Raw genomic sequence first — 16940 nt, 5'->3', positions numbered from 1 at the left:
GCGGACGACGGCACTCCCGATGCACCGAGGTCCCGTGGGCTCGGAGATGTGTATAGGAGCCAGGTCCTGGGACTGCGCAGGCGCCTGCGGCTCGGGCTTGGGCTGCGGCCGGGGGATTTCGGGCCGCTGCACCGGCGTGAAGATGCGCGGCGCGGGGCGGCTCGGATCGAGCTGGATGCCGATCGGCTGGGGCGGCGGCGCCGGCGCGGGCGCTGGAGCCGGGGTCGGCGCAGGCGCGGCGGCGGGCGCGGCCGGCTGCGGCGCGGGTTCGGGCTGGGCCTCGACCTTGGGCGCAGCGGCGGCTTCGGCCTCGGCGCGGGCGCGTTCCTCGGCACGGCGGGCTTCGGCCTCGGCGGCCTCGGCACGCTCGCGCTCCTCGCGGCGACGCGCTTCCTCGAGCGCGTGCATGCGCTGATCTTCGGCCTCGCGCAGCATGCGCGCCTGGCGCTCCTGCGCCGACTCGTTCGAGACCGGCGGACGCGGTGCGGGCGCGGGAGGCGGCGGTGCCTGCGGCGCAGGGGCCGCGACTACGGGCTCGGGTGCCGGCGCCTGCTCTTCCTGCGGCGCGCCCTGCGGACCGAGGACGCGGCGGCGCTTGACTTCGACCACCACGGTGTTCGAGCGGCCATGGCTGAAGCTCTGCTTCACCTTGCCCGTCTCGACAGTGCGCTTCAGCCCCAGCGGCGCGCGCATGCCCAGTTTCGGCTTTTCGTTTTCAGTATCGCTCATGCGCGTGCTCAAAGTCCTTCAGTCGAGTTCGTCGTGTTCTGCGACCCGCCCGGCGGGAACGCCGATGCGCCCTGCGAGCCTGTTTCGCAAGGGCGGGAAGCGGGGTCGGGTCCGATAAAGTGCAGCCAGCGGTCGAGCGCATCGCTCACCCGCCTCGCCGCCTTGGGATCTGTCAGGCCTGCATGTACCACATTTTCGCGGCCCAGCGCCAAGGACAATATGGTGCGGGGCACGGGCAATGTTAAGCCCTTGCGCCCGCTGCCTTCCATATCCGAGCCGACCCGCCATGCCTGGGCGAGCTTTCCGGCGCCGTCCGCGCCGGCGTCCGAGGCGTGAAGCAGCAAGTGGAGCTTGCCCGATCGCGCGGCCTTGTCGAGCTTCTCGCCCCCGGTGGTGACGTGCCCGGCCTTGGCCTCGAGCCCGAGGCGATCGAGCGCGCTCCGCTCGAGCTGGCCGGCGATGCGCTCGCCGAGATCGTCGGGGATGCGCAGGTCCTGCGTCTTGAACGCGCGCGACAAAGCGCCGCGCAATTTGCCCTTGGCCTGCGCAGCCTCGAGGGCGGCGCGATCGACGCCGATCCACGCGCCGCGGCCCGGCGCCTTGGCGCGGACATCGGGGAGCACGTCGCCATCAGGCGAGAGCGCGAGCCGGATCAGCCCCTCGCGCGGGGATTCCGCGCGCGACAGGATGCAGGTGCGCACCGGTTCGCTCCCCTGCCCGGAGGCAAGGGAGGAATCACGCCTGGCAGTTACGCCGCGGGTATCATTGCCCGGAGTCCGCAACAGCGTCCTCCGCACCGGCCGCAGCCGGCTCTTCTTCGTCCGCGAACCAATGCGCGCGGGCGGCCATGATGATCTCGTTGCCCTGCTCGTCGCTGAGGCCGTATTCGGCGAGGATCCCGCCCTTGTCCTCGGCGCGCTCCGAGCGCGCATTCTCGGCGCGGCGGCGCGGCTCCTGGCGCTTCTTCTGGACCAGCTCGTCGGTCGCGAGATCGGCGAGGTCGTCGAGCGTCTTGATCCCAGCCTTGCCGAGCGTGACCAGCATCGCCTCGGTCATGTACGGCATGGTCGCGAGATCGTCCTCGACGCCGAGCTCGCGGCGCAGCTGGCGATTGGCTTCCTCGCGGCGCTCGAGCGCTTCCTGCGCGCGGCTCTGCAGCTCCTGGCCGAGCTCCTCGTCAAAGCCTTCGATGCCGGCGATCTCGTCGAGCTCGACATAAGCGACTTCCTCGAGGCTCGAGAAGCCTTCGGCGACCAGCAGCTGCGCGAGCGTCTCGTCGACGTCGAGCTCGTTCTGGAACATCTCGCTGTTCTGGACGAACTCGGTCTGGCGCTTCTCACTGGCGTCGGTCTCGGTGAGGATGTCGATCGCCTTGGCAGTGAGCTGCGAGGCGAGACGGACATTCTGGCCGCGGCGTCCGATCGCGAGGCTGAGCTGATCGTCGGGAACGACGACTTCGATGCGGTCATCCTCTTCGTCGATCACCACGCGGCTGACATTGGCCGGCTGGAGCGCATTGACGACGAAGGTCGCGGTGTCGGGCGACCAGGGGATGATGTCGATCTTCTCGCCCTGCATCTCCTGGACCACCGCCTGGACGCGGCTGCCCTTCATGCCGACGCAGGCGCCGACCGGATCGATGCTCGAATCGTGCGAGATGACGCCGATCTTGGCGCGGCTGCCCGGGTCGCGCGCGGCGGCCTTGATCTCGATGATGCCGTCGTAGATTTCGGGGACTTCCTGCGCGAACAGCTTCTTCATGAAGTCCGGATGCGCGCGGCTGAGGAAGATCTGCGGCCCGCGATTCTCGCGGCGGACGTTGAGGATGATCGAGCGGACGCGATCGCCGACGCGGACCACTTCGCGCGGGATCTGCGCGTCGCGGCGGATCACGCCTTCGGCGCGGCCGAGATCGACGACGACATGGCCGAACTCCACCCGCTTGACCACGCCGGTGATGATCTCCCCCATGCGGTCCTTGAATTCCTCGAACTGGCGCTCGCGCTCGGCGTCGCGGACCTTCTGGAAGATGATCTGCTTCGAAGCCTGGGCCTGGATGCGGCCGAACTCGATGGGGGGCAGCGGATCGACGATGAAGTCGCCGATGCTCGCATCCTTCTGGAGCTTCTGCGCGCCCTTCAGATCGACCTGCTTGAAATAGTCGTCGACCGCCTCGACCACCTCGACCACGCGCCACAGGCGCAGATCGCCGGTGTTCGGATCGAGCTTGGCGCGGATGTCGTTCTCGCTGCCGTAGCGATTCTTGGCGGCACGCTGGATCGCGTCCTCCATCGCCTCGATCACGATGGCGCGATCGATCAGCTTTTCCTTGGCGACCGAATCGGCGATCGCGATCAGCTCGGCCCGATTGGCAGTAACGGCAGTGGCCATCAGTCTTGTTCCTCTGCTTCGAATTCTTCTGCGCCCTCGGCCGAAAGCGGCGCTGTGGCGGCGATGAGTTTGTCGGTCATCAGCAATTTGGCGTCCGCGACCAATGCGAACGGCACCGTGACCTGCCTGTACTTGTGAACGTCGATGCTGACCTGGCCGGCTCCGGCGCCGAGCAGCACGCCGGTCAATTGCTTGCGACCGTCCTCGCTCGGCTCGGCGAGGTTGATCCGGGCCTCATGGCCCTTCCAGTCCTCGAAATCCTGCAGCCGGGTGAGCGGGCGATCGATTCCGGGCGAGCTGACCTCGAGCCGATAGGCATGGTCGATCGGATCGCGGCCCTCGGCCTCGAGCGCGTCGAGCCGATCCGAGATGCGGCGCGACAGATCGGCGCAATCGTCGATGGTCAGCTGGCGCGTGTCGGGACGCTCGGCCATCACCTGCAGCGTCGGATCGGACTGGCCGCCGAACATTTTCACGCGCACGAGATCCAGCCCGAGCGCCTTGGCTTCGGGTTCGATCAGGCTGGTCAATGCGGCGATGTCCGCCATCGGGTCTCCGGCAATCAGATAAGCAGCTTCAGCGCCGGAGCCCTGCGGGGCCCCGACCTCGGCATGTGTGACGATGTCGAGAAAGCAGGTGCGATATACGCGCTCACCGCGCCGGGGGCAAGTGGGACCAGGCAGGGTTGTGCGCGTCGAGGAATTTGCCGACGCGCGTCAGGAAATCGGCGTTGTCGGCCGGGCCTTCGAGCGTGTGGCCCTGACCTTGATAGGCGACATAATCGTGTGCGCGGCCGAGTCGGGTGAGCGCCGCGTGGAGCCGGGCCGACTGGTCGGCCGGGACGGTATCGTCGGCGGTGCCGTGCGCGATCAGGATCGGCATGCGCAGCGCATCGACCCGCGCGATCGGCGACAGCGCATCGAGCGACGGAGCACTGCCCTGAATCCGGTGCTTCCATGCGCGATAATCGCGCTCCTCGAAGGTCTTGCGATCATAAGCGAGTTGCGCCGCGACGTCGGAAATGCCGGCAAAGCTGATCGCGCACCGATAGCGCGGCGCCGGCGCGGTCGCCGCCCACATCGCCGCATAGCCGCCATAGGATGCGCCCATGATGCAGATCCGCCGCGGATCGGCAATTCCCTGCGCGACGAGCCAATCGGCACCGTCATCGACATCGTTCTGCATGCCGCGGCCCCATTCGCCATTGCCCTTTTCGACAAGATCGCGGCCGAAGCCGGTGGAACCGCGATAATTGGGCTGGAGCACGGCATAGCCGCGATCGGCGAGATACTGGACCCACGGATCATAGCCCCAGCTGTCGCGCGCAAAGGGGCCGCCATGCGGCATGACGACGAGCGGCAGGCCCTTGGCCTCGCGCCCGGCCGGCAGGGTCAGATAGCCGCTGACCGCGAGCCCGTCGCGGGCGCGATACTGCACCGCCTTCATCTCGGCGCCCTGCCTGACTGCGAGCGTGGGGCTGACCGCGCCGACCAGTGTCGCGCGTCCGCCGGCATAGAGATAGAAAGCCCCCGGATCGGCCGCGGATTCGCTGAACACCAGTGATCGCGCCTGATCCGCGCTCGATGCGATCACGCGATTGGCCCGGCCCGGCAGCGCCGAATCGATCCGCGCCTGACGCTGCGCCAATGCCGGATCCAGCCAGTGCGTCGCGGGACGATCGGCCGAGACGTCGACGCCGAGCAGCCGCCCGTCGGGGCCGGTCTGGAACCCGTCGAGATCGACCCGCGAATCCGCGTAGAGCAAAGCGCCCAGCCGCCCCTTGCCGAAATCATAGGCATAGAGGCCGACCCGGCCGGCCGGAGTCTGGGCGAGCGCATAGCCGCGATCGGTGCCGCGGATCGGGACGAAGCGATCGACTCCCGCGCGCACCTCGCCGGCGGCGCGGGCCGATCGGCTGAACGACTCATGCTCGCTTTTGCGATAGAGCAGCCAGGCGCGCTTGCCCTGGCTCGCCAGCCCGGCGCGGATGACGCCCGCCGAATCGGCAACCCAATCCCAGACATGCTCTTGCGGCGCGACCGCGAGCGTGACCGCGCCGGTGGCGAGATCGAGCCGATAGACGCCCGGAGTCGCCTTGCCGGGAACCGAGGATTTGAGCAGCAGGAAGCCTTGGTCCGCGGCGATGTGCAGCACTTCGTCGCCGGCCTCGACCGGTCGGGCGGCGCCGAGCTGGCTGCGTTTGCCGGTGTCGAGATCGACCGTGACGAAGCGTGCGCTGGGGGCGGCACCCTGTCGGAGCAGGCTGACGAGCAGCAGGCGCGGCCCCAGCCAGCCATGCCATTCGAGCCGCTCCTCCTCGGGGAGCGCGACCGGGTGCAGCGTAGGCGCGGCGTCGGAGAGATCGAAGATCGCGAGCCGCGGCCGGCCCTCGACCAGCGCGCGGGCCGCGACTCGCAGCCCGTCGGGCGACAATGCGGCGTCCTCGATCGCCGGCGGCGCAAAATAGGCGGCGGCGTCGGCCGGCGACGCATCGGACGCCGCCGATGCGGGCAAACTTTGAACACACGCAAACGCCAGCGCGGCACCGCGCAGAAACCGCCACAGCATAGGACTTGCCCCCAAGCCTTTTAACACGGCAAGCATGGGCGATGGAATAAAATTGCGCAATATGGGGAAAACACGCAATAAATCGATACGACAGCGCAATGAGATGCGGGACATCTCGACAGCGGAGCGCAATTGCCGGATGCGCGTTGCACAGCCATTGCGAAGGGGTCGAGACGATGCGCACATTTCGAGTGATCTTGCCTGCGGCGGTTCTGCTTGCCGCGTGCAATCCGCAATCGGGCGCGGTGGCACAGGACAGTGCCGCGGCCTCCCCTTTCAAGGTGACCCCGGTCGCCGATTTCGACGCGCCCTGGGCAATGACCTTCCTGCCCGACGGACAATTGCTGGTGACCGAGAAGGCCGGAACGCTGCTATTGGTCTCGGCCGACGGCAAGCAGAAGCACCCGATCGCGAGCCTGCCGGTCGATTCAGCGGGACAGGGCGGGCTGATGGACGTCGTCCTCGCCCCCGATTTCGCGCGGAACAAGCAGGTCTATCTCAGCTATTCGGCGGCGGGCGAAGGCGGCAAGGGCGTGGTGCTGGTGCGCGGCGTGCTCGGATCCGCGGACGGGCATCCGGCGCTGACCGGGATCACCGAATTGTTCCGCGCGACGCCGTTCGTCGAGGGCAATGGCCATTATTCGGGCCGGATCGCCTTCTCGCCCGACGGGAAATATTTGTTCTTCACCAATGGCGAACGTCAGAAATTCGACCCCGCACAGGACCCCAAGGCGACGCTCGGCAAGGTGCTGCGGCTCACGCTCGACGGCAAGCCCGCGCCGGGCAACCCGCTGGCGACGAAGGGCTTCCACCCGGCGGTCTGGTCGTACGGCCATCGCAATCTGCTCGGCATCGCGTTCGACGCGAAGGGCAATTTGTGGGAGCAGGAGATGGGCCCCAAGGGTGGCGACGAAGTCAATCTCGTCCTGCCCGGGCGCAATTACGGCTACCCCAAGGTCTCGAACGGCAGCCATTATGACGGGCGCGACATCCCCGATCACGCGCCGGGCGACGGCTTCGAGGCGCCCAAGGTGTGGTGGAACCCGGTGATCAGCCCGGGCGGGCTGATGGCCTATTCGGGCAAGATGTTCCCGCAGTGGAACGGCGATCTGTTCATCGGCGGGCTGTCGAGCCAGTCGCTGGTCCGGGTCGAGGTCGACGGCACCGAGGCCAGAAAGGGCGACCAATGGCCGATGGGCGCGCGGATCCGCGAGGTCGAGCAAGGGCCCGACGGCGCGATCTGGCTGCTTGAGGATGGCGGCGATGGCTCCCAGGGGCGTTTGCTGCGTTTGACACCCGCCGGCTGAGGAAAAAGCGCCGGCGGGAGGTGCGTGATGCGGTTTTCCCTCTGGTTGGCAGGCGCAGCGCTGGCAGCGCTTTCGGCGTGCGGCGGCGACGGAGGCGGAGGCGGAGGCGTGGTGACGCCGACGCCCACGCCGAGCCCCTCTCCCAGCCCGACGCCCGCCCCTTCGCCGACCCCGACCCCGACGCCCACTCCGATCGCCTCGGTCCGCTCGACGGCGGTGGCGACCTTCGCCTCGCCATGGGCGATGGTGTTCCTCCCCGACGGCCGGGCGCTGGTCACCGAGAAAGGCGGCACGCTGCGGATCGTGACCCAGGCCGGGGTCAAGTCGGCCGCACTGGCCGGCGTGCCTGCGGTTGCGGTCGGCGGACAAGGCGGCCTGCTCGACGTGGCGCTGCATCCCGGCTTCGCGACCAACAACCGGGTGTATCTCAGCTTTGCCGAGACCGGGACGGGCGGCGCCGGGCTGGCGGTGGCGCGCGGCACGCTGGTCGAGGACGGTTCGGGACCGCGGCTGACCGACGTTTCGACGATCTGGCGCCAGACCCCCAAGGTGAGCGGCAGCGGGCATTTCGGCGGGCGGATGGCTTTCGGCCCGTCGGGGCATCTGTTCGTCACCGCGGGCGAACGCCAGCAGGGCTCCCCCGCGCAGGATCTGACCAAGACGCTCGGCAAGGTGGTCCGGCTCAACGCCGACGGCAGCGTCCCCGGCGACAATCCCTTTGTCGCCACCGCCGGCGCGCGGCCCGAGATCTGGTCCTATGGCCATCGCAATCCCTATGGCCTGTTCTTCGATTCCGCCGGCCGGCTGTGGGAGAACGAGATGGGGCCCGAGGGCGGCGACGAGTTCAATCTGATTGCCGCGGGCGGCAATTATGGTTGGCCCAATGCCTCGAACGGGCAGGATTATGGCGGCGGCAACATCCCCGATCATACCCCCGGCGACGGCTATGTCGCGCCGCTGGCGTGGTGGACGCCGGTAATCGCGCCCGGCGGGATGATCCTCTATTCGGGCAGCCTGTTCGGCGCGTGGCAGGGCGACGCGATCATCGCGGGACTGGTGGGCCAGGGGCTGGTGCGGGTGCGATTCACGCCGACCAGCGCCGCCGAGGTCCAGCGGATCCCCCTCGGCCAGCGCATCCGCGAAGTCGAGCAGGGGCCCGACGGCGCGATCTGGGTGCTCGAGGATTCGGGTTCGGGCCGGCTGCTCAAGCTGACGCCCGGCTGAGACCGATCAACGCACGATCAGATAGTTCATCCGCGCCGCGGCGATCGGGCGATCGGGCGCGTCCTGCCACGCCACGGCCTCGACATTGGCGACACGGGTGCCGAGCCGCGTGACGGTTCCGCGGGCGCGCGTCGGCTTGTCCCGGCCGCCGCGCATATAGTCGATCGTGAGGTTGATCGGCTTGATCCGCACCTCGCCTTCGGCCGCGAGCGCCTGCTTGAGCGCGCCGACCGCGGCCATTTCGAGCAGCCCGCCGATCGCGCCGCCATGGAGGAAGCTCGGCCGGCCGACCACGTCGATCGCGAAGGGCATGACATAGGTCGGTGCGGTCGCGCCGGGCTCGACCTCGAGCCCGAGCAACTTGGCATAAGGGATCACCAATAGCCCTCCACTGCCATGAAGGTGCCCGCGACATGCGCGAGCGGGTCGTTCGGGTCGCCGTCATGCGCCTGGCCGCGCACGAACGCGATCGAACGGGTGATGCGATAGCATTCGCCGCGGCCGATCACCGTCTGGCCCGGCCGCGCCGGGCGCAGATAATCGATGCGCAGATCGAGCGTGGCATGGCCGCGAAACGCGTCGAGCTTGCGCCACACCCCGACGCTGGTCGCCATGTCCATCAAAGCGAGGATCGGCCCCGAGGCGATCACACCCGAGGCTTCGTCGCCGATCAGATCGGGATGATAAGGCAGCGCCAGTTCGGCCCAATCGTCGCCGTGATCGTGATAGACGATCCCGAGCCTGCCGCCGTGCCCGCCAAAGCGTCCGCCGAACAGCAATTTGGGATCGAAGGCGCGCGCCGCCGGCGTCTCGCTGTCGGTCATGCCTCGCCCTAGCGCGGCGGGCGGGGCGGCGCAAACCCGCTACATTACAGGGATGTAACGTGCACCCGGGACGCTTCCGCCCTAGCCTGGCGGCGCTTGTGAAGGGGGCAGACATGAAGCTGGTGCAGATCGATCCGGCCGAGATCGTCGAGCTGGATACTTTGGTCGCGGTCCATGGCGCGGTGCGGGCGGGCGAAGAAACGAGCATCGACGATCTCTTCGAATTGCTCGTCGGGATCGCGGTGCTGATCTACGAACTCGCGCCCGGCGGCTGAGCGCGATGCGCCCGATATCCGAGGCGACGCGCGCCGCGATCATCGCCGCGCGATCGCAATCCGCGGTTACGATGCGGCAGTGGCGCGAAGGTTCCGAGGTTCGGGCGGCGACAGCGGCGTTCGCCGATTGCGGCGCCTCGCCGGAGCGTGCGGCCGATCGTGCCGAGGCATTGCTCGCGGACAAGGGCTGGGCCGAGGCACTGCTCGCGCCGCTGGTGGGCGCGCTCGCGGCCGACCCGTTCTTCGAGCCGTCGCTCAAATTCCACCGCGACTCGCGGCGGGTGGGCGCGGTGCTGTTCGATTGCCCTGCCGCATCGATCGCCGCGAGCGTCGGCAACGCCGCTGCGATGGCCGCGCAGCCGCCGCGATCGATCATATTCACCGGCAGAATCGCGGTGACGCGCGTGGTCGAGGCCGGCGGCGCGACATTGCGGCGCTGGACTGCGGTGCCGGTCTCTCCCGAGCATGGCACGGCGCGGTGCGTCGCGGCGGAGTCGCGGCTTCTCCGCGATGGCACGCTCCATCGGACCGACGGCAGGATCGAGGCGCAATCGATCTGCGACGCGACGCGTGACGTCGTGACGCTGGTCGCCACGATCCGTGCCGGTGCCGCGCCGCTGATGCGCGAGTTCGATCTGGAAACCGGAATGCAATTGCGCGTGGCCGATGGCGACGACCGGCCGTCGCGCACGGCGATGCTGCTGCAATTTCTCCGCGTCGCCGGAAAGGCCGAGGCGAGCGCCGCTTTCGAAGCGGCGACCCGCGCGCCGGACTTTCATCTGCGCTGGGCGGCGATGCGCGAATGGCTGGCGCTGGACGCCGCGCGCGCGGCACCGCGACTCGCCGAAATGGCAAGGGCGGATCCCTGCGACAAAATACGCGTCGCGGCGGCGCATATGCATGGCCTGGTGGAGGCCCGGCTGGCGGAAGCGCGATGCCCCGGCTGATCGCGGCGGGTGAAGATGCGCCGTTCGGGCTCGACGATCTGGTCGAGGCGCTCGCCGCTGCCGATTTCGATCCGCGCGACGAAGATAGTTTCGCCGCGCTGGGACCGTTGCTCGCGCGGCTGGGGCGCAACCCCGATTTTCTCGCCGAACTCGCGATCGACGAGCTCAAGGGCCGCTGCGAAGACCAGCATCGCGGCAACGGCTATGGCGCGCAGGTCTTCCTGTTGCGGCCGCCCGATGGCCGTACGGTGCTGCGCGCCAATTTCTGGCCGGCACACGGCGATCCGCTGCTGCGCGCCAGCGGACCCGCGGCTTTCTACTATGATCTGCCGCACGACCATAATTTCCCGTTCCTCACCTATGGCTATCTGGGACCGGGCTATTGGAGCGACTATTTCGAATATGAAGGGAACTCGCTCGCCGGGGTTCCGGGCGAGGATGGTCGATTGCGCTTCGTCGAGCGCGCCCGGCTCGCGCCGGGCAAGCTCATGCTCTATCGGATGCGGCGCGACATCCACGTCCAGCTGCCCCCGGACAGTTTCTCCGTCTCGCTCAACATCCTCGGCGCCGATCCGGCCCAGCCTTGGCTCGACCAATATCGCTTCGATATCGGCCGCGGAGTGATCGCCGAGGGATTGACCTGCACCGGCGCCGAAGCGCTGCTCGCGGTCGCGGTGCACATCGCCAACGGCGCGGATCTCGCGGCGTCGTTCGCCCGGACGCACCCCTGCGAGCGGATGCGCGTGACCGCGCTCGACGCCCTCGCTTCGGCCCGGCCCGATGCGGCGGATGCGATTTTCGAAAGGGCCGCCGGCGCAGCGAGCCGTTATGTCGCAGGTCACGCCCGGACGCGGCTGGCGATGCGAACTGCTCCGTAACGGAGATGTTTCGGTCCGGTCCGGAGCAGATGCGCGTTAGGCTGATATCGTGGCCGGAATCGTCGCATGCGCGCTCAAAATACCGAGGCTGCGGGAAGCCGCCGGCGCGCGTGGGCTGGCGATCGTCCCCGTCGCTTCGGCAGCGCTGGCAGCCAGCGGCGCGCATGCGGCGATCGTCGGGCTCGAAGGGGGCGACCCCGCCAGATGCATAGCGCGGGTGCGCGCGCAAGGCTGGCGCGGCGCGCTGATGCTCGCGCTGACCGGCGATTGCGGCGCCAGTATCGCAGGGGCGCTCGACGCGGGCGCCGACGACGCCGTCGCGTTGCCGGTATGCGCAGGCGAGATCGCCGCGCGGCTGGCGGCACGGCTGCGCTGCCATGCGCCGGCGGTCAGTATCGGGGGACTGCGCATCGACACGATCGAACGCCGGGTCGAGCGCGACGGCCGCGCGGTACCGCTGCTGCCGCGCGAATATGCGCTGCTGCTCCATCTCGCGCGCTCTGCAGGGCGCTGCGTCGGGCGCGCCGAATTGCTCGCGGCGATATGGGGCATGGGCTTCGATCCCGGCACCAATGTCGTCGAGGTGCATGTCTCGCGCCTGCGCGCCAAGCTCGACCGCGGCTTCGCGGTGCCGATGCTGGTGACCGACAAGGGTCGCGGATACCGGCTCATCGAACGGGCTGACCCGTGCCCTTGATTGGCGTAGCGTGGCGCGCGGAAGAGGAGCCCCGATGACCGAACGCGTCACCATCACCTTCGAGGATCACGTTGCCCAGGTCCGGCTCGCGCGGCCGGACAAGCTGAATGCGCTCGATCCGGCGATGTTCGCCGGACTGATCGATGCGATCGCGCAACTGGCGGAGATGCCCGGCCTGCGCGCCGTGGTGCTGTCGGGCGAAGGGCGCGGCTTCTGCGCCGGGCTCGACATGGCGAGCATGGCGGGCGGCGGATCGGGGATCGACCTCGCGGCACGCAGCCATGGCCTCGCCAATGATTTCCAGCAGGTCGCATGGGGCTGGCGCACGCTGCCGGTGCCGGTGATCGCGGCCGTACACGGCGTCGCCTTTGGCGGCGGACTGCAGATCGCGAGCGGCGCCGATGTGCGGATCGCCGCGCCCGATGCGCGGCTGTCGGTGATGGAGCTCAAATGGGGGATCGTCCCCGACATGGCGGGCTTCGCTTTGTGGCGCGGCACCGTGCGCGACGACGTGCTGCGCGAGCTCGCCTATACCGCGCGCGAGTTCGGCGCGGCGGAGGCGCAGGCGTTCGGCTTCGTCACCCGGATCGCAGCCGATCCGCAGGCCGAGGCGATGGCGCTCGCGCAGGTGATCGCGGGGCGCAATCCCGACGCGATCCGGGCAGCGAAGCGGCTCGCCAATCTCGAGGCCGGTGCCGCCGAGATCCTGCTCGCCGAAAGCAAGGAGCAGGCGCGGCTGCTGCGCTCGTCCAACCAGATCGAGGCGGTGATGGCCAACATGCAGAAGCGCGCGCCCGACTTTGCCGACTGACGCTTGCAATCGAGGGGCTTACCGCTAGACCGAAATCCATACCCGAAACTCGAAAAGCGAGTCCCTGGATGCGAGAGGCTGCCATCGTTTCGACCGCGCGGACCGGCGTGGGCAAGGCCGTACGCGGTTATTTCAACCAGACCGAGGCACCGGTTCTCGCCGCGCATGTGATGACCGCGGCGATCGAACGCGCCGGCGTGGATCCGGCGCGGATCGACGACGTGTTTTACGGCATGGGCAACCAATGGGCCACGCAGGGCGGCAACATGGCACGTCTCGCCCTGTTCGCCGCGGGGGTGCCGGACAGCGTTCCCGCATTCAGCCTCGACCGCAAATGCGGCTCGGGGCTCACCGCGATCGCACTCGCCGCGCGCTCGATCATGACCGACGAGATCGACGTCGCGCTCGCCGGGGGCATGGAATCGATCAGCCTGACGATGCAGAACGCCCCGCGAGTGGTGAACCGCTCGGTGATCGACAAGGTGCCCGCCGCCTATATCCCGATGATCGAGACCGCCGAGATCGTCGCCGAACGCTATGCGATCGGCCGCGAAGCGCAGGACGCCTTCGCCGCAGCGAGCCAGCAGCGCGCCGCGGCCGGTCTGACGAACGGCGCTTTCGCCGAGGAGATCGCACCGATCACGGTCGAAAAGGCATTGGTCGACAAGCAAGGCAATCGCATCGGCAGCGAGACAGTGAAGGTGACGCAGGACGAGGGCATCCGGCCGGGCACCACCATGGAGGCGCTCGCCGGGCTCAAGCCGGTGTGGAGAGACGGCGAGTTCGTGCAGGAGGGCCGCAACGTCACCGCTGGCAATGCCAGCCAGCTTTCCGACGGTGCCGCCGCGCAGATCCTGATGGACCGCAAGACCGCCGAGGCCGAAGGGAAAGAGATTCTCGGCATCTATCGCGGCTTTCAGGTGGCGGGATGCGCGCCCGACGAGATGGGCATCGGCCCGGTCTTCGCCATCCCCAGGCTGCTCGCGCGCGCGGGGCTCGAGGTCGAGGATATCGGCCTTTGGGAGATCAACGAGGCATTTGCGAGTCAATGCCTCTATTGCCGCGACGCACTCGGCATCGACCCCGACCGGCTCAACGTCAATGGCGGGGCGATCGCGATCGGGCATCCGTTCGGGATGACCGGATCGCGCCTCGTCGGCCACGCGCTGATCGAGGGACGCAAGCGCGGCGTGCGCTTCGTAATCGTCTCGATGTGCACCGCTGGCGGCATGGGCGCCGCCGGCCTGTTCGAGCTTCCCTAGCCGCCGAGCCCGAGCGCTCGCGCCGCCGCCGCCTCGGCCTGGGCATGCAGCGCCCAGAAGCTGGCGATATGCTTGCCCTCGAGCCGCCGCTCGAGCACCGCGAGGTGCGAGCCCCAGCCGCCGCCGAAATTGCGCGCATCGTCGGGGCCGCGCAGTCCGGCATGGGTGAGCGTCAGGCGGGTGCGGGCATCGCCGATCCGGTCGAGCTCGATCGTTACTTCGCCCGCGTCGCCGCCCGACCAGGTGAAGGCGATCAGCCGCGGCGGCTCGAGCCGGGTGATCTTCTCCGACCACGCCTTGCCGTCATAGGGGGCGTAGCGCTCGGGCATCGGATCGGCCTCGTCGGCAAGGTTGGCGTGCCGCATCGTCATGCCGATCGCGCCGCCTTCGCGCAGATCGGTCGGCCCGCCCATGAACCAGCGCGCCCGCAATTCGGGATCGACCAGATATTGCCACACCGTCTCGACCGGCGCGGCGAGCTCGCGTTCGAAACGCAAGGTTTCGGCAGTGATCGTATCGGCCATGTCAGCTCTCCAATGTCCGGGCGAGGCTTTCGAGGATCATCGTCCAGCCCTTGCGGGTCTGGGCCTCGTACGCCGCCCATTGCGGGTCCATTTCGTGGGTGAGGGTGAGCGTGCAGCCCCCGGGCGCGTCGGCGATCTTGATCGTCACGCGGGTCCATTCGCCTTCCTCGGCGGGACTCGCGGCGAACAGAAAGACCAGGCGATGCGGACGTTCGATCTCGAGATAACGGCCGCGATGCTCGGCATCGCCGGCGGGACGGCGCTCGGTAAGCGTGAAGCCGCCGCCGGCTTGCGGGTCCATGTCGCAGCGGATCATCTCGCCGTCAGGCGTGGCGAACAGGAAACGCGCGGCATCGGCCGGGTCGAGCCACGCGTCGAACACGCGCGCCGCGGGAGCGGCATAGTCGCGCGTGATCGTGAGGACGACCGGGGCGCTCATTGCAGGTTGATCTGCCACGACACACCGAACTGATCGGAGACCCAGCCGAAGCGTCGGCTCCAGCCATAATTGTCGAGCGGCATCAGCACGCCGCCGCCTTCGCCCAGTGCCGCGAATAGTCGCTCGGTCTCGGCTTCGTCGGCGCAGTCGAGGAAGAACGACCAGGACGGCGTGAAATCGAAGCCATGGGTGATGAAGCTGTCATGCACCATCACCGGCTGGCCGGCGATCTCGGCATGCGCGCGCAGCACGGTGCCCTCGGGGCCGGGTCCGTCGGGGCCGAATCGCTCGATCGAGACGATACGGGTGGCGGGGACGGTCGCGACGTAGAAGTCGAGCGCCGCCTCGGCCTTGCCGTGCTGAAACATCAGGAAGGGGGTTGCCTTGGTCATATCCGGTCCTCGCTCACCCACGCCGATCGACGAGCGGCGCGAAGCCGCCGAAGATCATCCGCTTCGGATCCATGATGTCCTTCTCGTCCTCGGGGATGGTGCGCATGCGCGGGTCGGCGGCGAGCGCCTGATTGCCCTTGTCGCGCGCCGCCCTGGACGGCCACTCGATCCACGAGAAGCACACGATTTCGCCTTGCTGGAGATCGACGGCGCGCGCGAACCAGGTCTGCTCGCCGGTCGGCACGTCGTCGCCCCAATTCTCGACCACGCGCAGCGCGCCGTGATCGGTGAAGACCTCCGCGATGCGCTGCGCCATCGCGCGGAACCGCTCCTTGTTCGCCGCGGGCACGGCAAAGACGAAGCCGTCGACATAGTTCATGGCTCTCTCTCCTGCCGATCCTCGGCGATCAGCGCCTCGAGCCGATCGAGCCGCAGCGTCCAGAAGCGCTCCCATTGGCGCAGCCATTGGTCGGCCTCGGCGAGCGGTCCGGCGTTGATCCGGCAGAGCTGGCTGCGGCCGACTTTTCGCCGCGCGACGAGCCCCGCACCTTCGAGCACCTTCACATGCTTGGCCGCGCCGGCGAAGCTCATTGCAAAGGGCTCGGCGAGCTCGCCGATCGATTTCTCGCCGAGCGCGAGCGTGGCGAGCATGCCGCGCCGGGTGGGGTCTGCGAGCGCGTGAAACGTCGTGTCGAGTCTTTGTTCAACCATATGGTTGAACTTGCACGCACCGCCGCTTTAGTCAACCGTTCGGTTGAATGTCACTCCGGAGCCGGTCGTGGCGCCGAGACTCGCGCGGCGCGGACCGTGTCGAAGGCATACAGCGCGCAGCCGGTCCAGATCAGCGCGAAGGTGACGATATGGGCGGTGCGCATCGGCTCGCCGAACAGCAATACGGCTTCGGCGAACTGGAGGGTCGGCGCGATATATTGGAGCAGCCCCAGGGTGGCGAGCGGCAGCCGCCGCGCCGCCGCGGCGAACAGCAGCAGCGGCAAGGCAGTGACCACGCCGGCGAGCGCGAGCAGCAGATCCATATGATCCGATTGGCCGAAGGCGGCGGTGCCGGTCTGGCCGGCATGGATCAGCAGCGCCGCGCTGAACGGGGCGAGCAGCAGTGTTTCGACGGTGAGTCCGCCGAGCGCATCGATCGCGGCGACCTTGCGGAGCAGGCCGTAGAGCCCGAAGCTCAGGGCGAGCAAAAGCGAGATCCACAAGGCGCCGCCGCCGCTCGCCGCGAGCACGATCACGCCCGCCGCGGCGATGGCGATCGCCACGCCCTGAAGCCGTCGCAGCCGCTCGCCGAGAAAGGCGAAGCCGAGCGCGACATTGACCAGCGGGTTGATAAAATAGCCGAGGCTCGCTTCGAGCACATGATTGTTCTGGACCGCCCAGATATAGACGATCCAGTTGATCGCGATCATCAGCGCGCTGCCGACGAGGAGCAGCAAAGTGCGGCCGCGCGCCGCGGCGAGAATCCCTTTGGCGCGACGAAGCACGAGGATCAGCACCAGCAGCAGCGCCAGCGACCAGAGCACGCGATGCGCGAGGACCTGAAACGCCGGAATGCCCTTCAGCAGATGGATATAGAGCGGCAGCACCCCCCACAGGGTGTAGGCGCCCACGCCGAACGCGAGACCCGCGGCGTCGGGCTGGGACGAGTTACGCATATGCC

Annotated in this window: 21 protein-coding genes; 8 read left to right on the top strand and 13 right to left on the bottom strand. The window is 68.5% G+C overall.

Going from position 1 to position 16940, the window contains the following annotated elements; translation table 11 throughout:
- From Q9Q95_RS16660 to Q9Q95_RS16640, 5 genes are all read right to left on the bottom strand, one after another.
- Positions 1 to 729 (bottom strand): translation initiation factor IF-2 associated domain-containing protein (locus Q9Q95_RS16660; protein WP_306098267.1); only part of this gene is annotated, 729 nt, incomplete at its 3' end.
- 8 nt (positions 730 to 737) lie between these two features.
- On the bottom strand, positions 738 to 1430 hold the full coding sequence (locus tag Q9Q95_RS16655; RefSeq protein WP_306098266.1) for a DUF448 domain-containing protein: 693 nt from the start codon (positions 1428 to 1430) through the stop codon (positions 738 to 740).
- Between the two features lie 61 nt (positions 1431 to 1491).
- A complete protein-coding gene (gene nusA, locus Q9Q95_RS16650; protein WP_306098265.1) occupies positions 1492 to 3120 on the bottom strand; it encodes a transcription termination factor NusA in 1629 nt (542 codons plus the stop codon).
- Entirely contained in the window at positions 3120 to 3668 is a 549-nt protein-coding gene (gene rimP, locus Q9Q95_RS16645; protein ID WP_306098264.1) for a ribosome maturation protein RimP, read from the bottom strand. Before rimP ends, nusA begins: the two co-directional genes overlap by 1 nt.
- 103 nt (positions 3669 to 3771) lie before the next feature.
- A complete protein-coding gene (locus Q9Q95_RS16640) occupies positions 3772 to 5688 on the bottom strand; it encodes a S9 family peptidase (RefSeq protein WP_306098263.1) in 1917 nt (638 codons plus the stop codon).
- A 176-nt stretch (positions 5689 to 5864) separates the two neighbouring features.
- On the opposite strand from Q9Q95_RS16640, the gene Q9Q95_RS16635 reads away from it, so the two are divergent.
- Entirely contained in the window at positions 5865 to 6995 is a 1131-nt protein-coding gene (locus tag Q9Q95_RS16635) for a PQQ-dependent sugar dehydrogenase (protein WP_306098262.1), read from the top strand.
- Positions 6996 to 7022: 27 nt separating this feature from the next.
- The gene (locus tag Q9Q95_RS16630; protein WP_306098261.1) at positions 7023 to 8219 is read left to right on the top strand and encodes a PQQ-dependent sugar dehydrogenase; all 1197 of its coding nucleotides are present in this window, start codon (positions 7023 to 7025) and stop codon (positions 8217 to 8219) included.
- Between the two features lie 6 nt (positions 8220 to 8225).
- Here Q9Q95_RS16630 and Q9Q95_RS16625 read toward each other — a convergent pair whose 3' ends face one another.
- Complete coding sequence (locus Q9Q95_RS16625; RefSeq protein ID WP_306098260.1) at positions 8226 to 8600, bottom strand: PaaI family thioesterase; 375 nt, start codon at positions 8598 to 8600, stop codon at positions 8226 to 8228.
- Positions 8594 to 9043, bottom strand: a complete 450-nt coding sequence (locus Q9Q95_RS16620) for a PaaI family thioesterase (protein ID WP_306098259.1) — start codon at positions 9041 to 9043, stop codon at positions 8594 to 8596. Before Q9Q95_RS16620 ends, Q9Q95_RS16625 begins: the two co-directional genes overlap by 7 nt.
- Positions 9044 to 9156: 113 nt before the next feature.
- On the opposite strand from Q9Q95_RS16620, the gene Q9Q95_RS16615 reads away from it, so the two are divergent.
- From Q9Q95_RS16615 to Q9Q95_RS16590, 6 genes are all read left to right on the top strand, one after another.
- A complete protein-coding gene (locus Q9Q95_RS16615) occupies positions 9157 to 9318 on the top strand; it encodes a hypothetical protein (RefSeq protein ID WP_306098258.1) in 162 nt (53 codons plus the stop codon).
- Positions 9319 to 9323: 5 nt separating this feature from the next.
- On the top strand, positions 9324 to 10265 hold the full coding sequence (locus Q9Q95_RS16610) for a hypothetical protein (protein ID WP_306098257.1): 942 nt from the start codon (positions 9324 to 9326) through the stop codon (positions 10263 to 10265).
- The gene (locus tag Q9Q95_RS16605) at positions 10253 to 11143 is read left to right on the top strand and encodes a transposase (RefSeq protein ID WP_306098256.1); all 891 of its coding nucleotides are present in this window, start codon (positions 10253 to 10255) and stop codon (positions 11141 to 11143) included. Before Q9Q95_RS16610 ends, Q9Q95_RS16605 begins: the two co-directional genes overlap by 13 nt.
- Positions 11144 to 11192: 49 nt before the next feature.
- Entirely contained in the window at positions 11193 to 11840 is a 648-nt protein-coding gene (locus Q9Q95_RS16600) for a response regulator transcription factor (RefSeq protein ID WP_306098255.1), read from the top strand.
- 34 nt (positions 11841 to 11874) lie between these two features.
- Entirely contained in the window at positions 11875 to 12651 is a 777-nt protein-coding gene (locus Q9Q95_RS16595) for a crotonase/enoyl-CoA hydratase family protein (RefSeq protein ID WP_306098254.1), read from the top strand.
- Positions 12652 to 12719: 68 nt separating this feature from the next.
- Positions 12720 to 13913, top strand: a complete 1194-nt coding sequence (locus Q9Q95_RS16590; protein ID WP_306098253.1) for an acetyl-CoA C-acyltransferase — start codon at positions 12720 to 12722, stop codon at positions 13911 to 13913.
- On the opposite strand, the gene Q9Q95_RS16585 is transcribed toward Q9Q95_RS16590, so the two are convergent.
- Genes Q9Q95_RS16585 through rarD form a run of 6 tightly spaced genes read right to left on the bottom strand, consistent with a single transcriptional unit; the run spans position 13910 to position 16935 of the window.
- Positions 13910 to 14437, bottom strand: a complete 528-nt coding sequence (locus Q9Q95_RS16585; protein WP_306098252.1) for an SRPBCC family protein — start codon at positions 14435 to 14437, stop codon at positions 13910 to 13912. The genes Q9Q95_RS16590 and Q9Q95_RS16585 overlap by 4 nt on opposite strands.
- A 1-nt stretch (position 14438) precedes the next feature.
- Positions 14439 to 14876, bottom strand: coding sequence for an SRPBCC domain-containing protein (locus Q9Q95_RS16580; RefSeq protein WP_306098251.1), 438 nt, complete (start codon positions 14874 to 14876; stop codon positions 14439 to 14441).
- Positions 14873 to 15268 carry a VOC family protein gene (locus Q9Q95_RS16575; protein WP_306098250.1) on the bottom strand — a complete coding sequence of 132 codons (396 nt, stop codon included), beginning with the start codon at positions 15266 to 15268 and terminating at the stop codon, positions 14873 to 14875. The genes Q9Q95_RS16580 and Q9Q95_RS16575 overlap by 4 nt, the downstream gene beginning before the upstream one ends.
- A gap of 13 nt (positions 15269 to 15281) precedes the next feature.
- Entirely contained in the window at positions 15282 to 15647 is a 366-nt protein-coding gene (locus Q9Q95_RS16570) for a DUF1428 domain-containing protein (RefSeq protein WP_306098249.1), read from the bottom strand.
- The gene (locus Q9Q95_RS16565; protein ID WP_306098248.1) at positions 15644 to 15979 is read right to left on the bottom strand and encodes a helix-turn-helix transcriptional regulator; all 336 of its coding nucleotides are present in this window, start codon (positions 15977 to 15979) and stop codon (positions 15644 to 15646) included. Before Q9Q95_RS16565 ends, Q9Q95_RS16570 begins: the two co-directional genes overlap by 4 nt.
- Before the next feature lie 50 nt (positions 15980 to 16029).
- Positions 16030 to 16935 carry an EamA family transporter RarD gene (gene rarD, locus Q9Q95_RS16560; protein ID WP_306098247.1) on the bottom strand — a complete coding sequence of 302 codons (906 nt, stop codon included), beginning with the start codon at positions 16933 to 16935 and terminating at the stop codon, positions 16030 to 16032.
- Positions 16936 to 16940: the final 5 nt, after the last annotated feature.

The organism is Sphingomonas sp. DG1-23 (assembly GCF_030730875.1).
Lineage (GTDB): Bacteria > Pseudomonadota > Alphaproteobacteria > Sphingomonadales > Sphingomonadaceae > Sphingomonas.
This window is presented reverse-complemented; position numbering and strand designations above follow the sequence as displayed.

Bases quoted from the DNA above. Each gene is read 5' to 3' on its own strand.
- nusA (WP_306098265.1), bottom strand. From the start codon at position 3,120: ATGGCCACTGCCGTTACTGCCAATCGGGCCGAGCTGATCGCGATCGCC.
- rimP (WP_306098264.1), bottom strand. From the start codon at position 3,668: ATGGCGGACATCGCCGCATTGACCAGCCTGATCGAACCCGAAGCCAAG.
- Q9Q95_RS16640 (WP_306098263.1), bottom strand. From the start codon at position 5,688: ATGCTGTGGCGGTTTCTGCGCGGTGCCGCGCTGGCGTTTGCGTGTGTT.
- Q9Q95_RS16635 (WP_306098262.1), top strand. From the start codon at position 5,865: ATGCGCACATTTCGAGTGATCTTGCCTGCGGCGGTTCTGCTTGCCGCG.
- Q9Q95_RS16630 (WP_306098261.1), top strand. From the start codon at position 7,023: ATGCGGTTTTCCCTCTGGTTGGCAGGCGCAGCGCTGGCAGCGCTTTCG.
- Q9Q95_RS16620 (WP_306098259.1), bottom strand. From the start codon at position 9,043: ATGACCGACAGCGAGACGCCGGCGGCGCGCGCCTTCGATCCCAAATTG.
- Q9Q95_RS16615 (WP_306098258.1), top strand. From the start codon at position 9,157: ATGAAGCTGGTGCAGATCGATCCGGCCGAGATCGTCGAGCTGGATACT.
- Q9Q95_RS16610 (WP_306098257.1), top strand. From the start codon at position 9,324: ATGCGCCCGATATCCGAGGCGACGCGCGCCGCGATCATCGCCGCGCGA.
- Q9Q95_RS16605 (WP_306098256.1), top strand. From the start codon at position 10,253: ATGCCCCGGCTGATCGCGGCGGGTGAAGATGCGCCGTTCGGGCTCGAC.
- Q9Q95_RS16595 (WP_306098254.1), top strand. From the start codon at position 11,875: ATGACCGAACGCGTCACCATCACCTTCGAGGATCACGTTGCCCAGGTC.
- Q9Q95_RS16590 (WP_306098253.1), top strand. From the start codon at position 12,720: ATGCGAGAGGCTGCCATCGTTTCGACCGCGCGGACCGGCGTGGGCAAG.
- Q9Q95_RS16585 (WP_306098252.1), bottom strand. From the start codon at position 14,437: ATGGCCGATACGATCACTGCCGAAACCTTGCGTTTCGAACGCGAGCTC.
- Q9Q95_RS16580 (WP_306098251.1), bottom strand. From the start codon at position 14,876: ATGAGCGCCCCGGTCGTCCTCACGATCACGCGCGACTATGCCGCTCCC.
- Q9Q95_RS16575 (WP_306098250.1), bottom strand. From the start codon at position 15,268: ATGACCAAGGCAACCCCCTTCCTGATGTTTCAGCACGGCAAGGCCGAG.
- Q9Q95_RS16570 (WP_306098249.1), bottom strand. From the start codon at position 15,647: ATGAACTATGTCGACGGCTTCGTCTTTGCCGTGCCCGCGGCGAACAAG.
- Q9Q95_RS16565 (WP_306098248.1), bottom strand. From the start codon at position 15,979: ATGGTTGAACAAAGACTCGACACGACGTTTCACGCGCTCGCAGACCCC.
- rarD (WP_306098247.1), bottom strand. From the start codon at position 16,935: ATGCGTAACTCGTCCCAGCCCGACGCCGCGGGTCTCGCGTTCGGCGTG.